This window comes from Mesorhizobium sp. M2A.F.Ca.ET.039.01.1.1 (genome assembly GCF_003998035.1).
Lineage (GTDB): Bacteria > Pseudomonadota > Alphaproteobacteria > Rhizobiales > Rhizobiaceae > Mesorhizobium.
In genome coordinates this window covers 1-2,415 of record NZ_RZRY01000834.1, presented here as the reverse complement: position 1 = coordinate 2,415, position 2,415 = coordinate 1, and the positions used below count along the sequence as shown (strand labels likewise).

1 protein-coding gene and 1 pseudogene are annotated in these 2,415 nt (G+C 55.7%); both read right to left on the bottom strand.

Annotated features, from left to right (window positions below):
* Nucleotides 1-3: 3 nt before the first annotated feature.
* Nucleotides 4-1,503 (bottom strand): M81 family metallopeptidase, encoded by a 1,500-nt coding sequence (locus EOA24_RS34380; protein WP_127410610.1) that lies wholly within the window; start codon nt 1,501-1,503, stop codon nt 4-6.
* A gap of 180 nt (nt 1,504-1,683) precedes the next feature.
* Nucleotides 1,684-2,415, bottom strand: a pseudogene (locus tag EOA24_RS34375) (hypothetical protein); the annotation flags it as partial.

Here is a 2,415-nt window from a genome sequence, read left to right as displayed (position 1 = left end):
GCCTTATATCGCTAAACGATCCACTACTTGAGCCGCCACAATGGGCGCGTCATCCACATTGGTGTGCGGCCAGACCCGTGCGCGTTTTTTGGGGAAAGCACCTGGCACGAAATAGGAGAGGCCCGCGCTTGCAACATAGATAGTAGCTGCAACGCCCTCGAAATTCCGATTGAAGTGGAACTGCGACTTCATGACGATAAAGTCCTGCTCGCTGAAATTGATGTCGTGGGATTCGAAAATGGCCCGATCAACGACGAATCCTGGCTTTGACGTGGCGATCACAAGGAAACGGTTATCAATCTCGATAAGGGCCGTCTTTCCCATAGCAGCGGATTCGTTGGCAAAACTGGGTCCAATCAGTTTAATATCCCTGTTGTTGAGCATCTTGACCACGCCTTCGACCTCGAACGGCAGATATAGCGGGGTCATCTTGCCGCCGAGACGCATTTTGATTTTCGCGCCGACTCCGGCGGCATGTGCCTGACCGACGGTTTCCGGATCATTGACCGTCATCGCGCCCTTGAGCTTCACGGGATGCTTCAGTGCGGACTGCAGGATCAAGGTGCTGTCTCCCGGCGCGCCGGCGAGCGTCCGGTCACCAAGATCGGCAAGCGCCTTGGTAATGCCGCTCTTGTCCTTCGCAGTGGCATCTAGAGCCTCTGCGATCGTCACAGTTTCATCCTTGAAGCACTCGCGCAAATCCCAGAACTCCTGGGCGTAATCCTCCACGATCGCCTTGGCTTGCGCATATGGCCCGTTGCTCAAGATCACAGCGGCCTGACCCATGTCCATTAGATCCGCAAAGCGATAGACGTTGTAAATGCTAAGATCCACCACTGGCGCTTCTGACTTCTCGAGCGCGCGGGCACGTGCGTGCATTTCCTTAAGTGGGCTGAGATGAGTTTCCAGCCTTCCTGGGGCAATCATTCGGGTTTTCGCGAAGGTATAGACCGGGCGCAGACGGCCTTCCAGGACATCGAAAACCAATCTGACGACCTTCTTGCCATTGTCGTAGTAATCGTCATGGGGATTGTTCTTGCAAGCGATGCAGATGTCGGCTGCCGTCAGCATCTGCGGCGTTATATTGGCATGAAGGTCGAGACCTACTCCGATGACTGCGTTTCCGCCGATGGCGCCGCGAATATAGGAGAGGAAATCACCTTCCGCATCTTCGAACTCAGTCGTGGACATCGAGCCATGCAGGTCGAGGACAATCGCATCGGGCGCGAGCTTCTTGAGTTCCTCGCCCCAGAACTGCCGTTGCTCAACGTAGAAACCATGATCGATGGCGCCGCTCGGCGCGATCATCGAATCCGACACGGGAAGGATTTCGATATCAGCGCGTTCAATCAAAGCGTCGACAATCCCGCCAAGCGTGGTGCCATTTCCCTTGGCCCCCTCAATCAGAGCTTGCCCGCGAACGACCGTGATATCTGCCGCCGCCGTGGCAGACGCATATCCGTGCGATTCATGAAACAGGCGTCCGACTGCTACGCGCTTCATAATTCTAACATCTCCTCTTGAATGTCAGGTTTGATCGCCAGGGACTTCGCGGCTACTTTACGGGGGCAGCGTGCGACGACGTATGCTGCGTTTTATGCTGCGGTTTCAAGTTCACGGTGCGATGCGGCTAGGCGGGTGGTGACCCGCAACAGGGTGCGCCGGGAACAAGTGCTTGAGTTCTTAAGGGTCTGCAGGCCGCTCCTGTTCGCCATTGGTCGAAAAAGGTGTAATCGACCAATCGATTAAGTCGACGGCACGCTGAAGTATCGCCTCAGTCCGATCATGGGTTGGTGAAGCGGCGATGACATATCCGATCATGCATCGGAGATCGCCTTTCCTGACGATCGGTGTCTTGGGTTCAACATACAATTTGACCTCTGCGACACCTGGTACAGCAGCCACCCGACTGGCCCCCTCGATCCGATCGAGGATGCCGTCGCGATCAGGAATTAGGAACCGCGCGGCCGAAGTGTGCGAATGCGTTGCGCGCAGATCGCATTCGTCACCGATGACAAGCTTGATGTGCTCGTTGATGACATCTACACCGTACGCCAGTTGGATCAGCCGAGGAGTGGTCCAACCTGGAAGACGCGCATTGACTTCTATTACGACTGGGCCCCGCTTCGTCCATCGGAATTCAATGTTCGCTGGTCCCCAGCCAAGACTGAGAGCTTGCAAACAGTTCAGCGAAACATCGGCAATACGCTTATGCTCCTCATCAATCAGAGGGGCCGGAAACATGCTCTCGCAAGGGACGAAATAGGGTGGGCGGTCGAACTCGGCAGTACCATCTGCAATGACCGCGTTGCCCATCGTAGTAGCTTCATAGAATGGGCCTTGTGCGAATTCTTCGACCAGTATCCTCGGCGGGGACTGCCATATGTGCTGCCCGCCCAACAGATAGGTCGTATG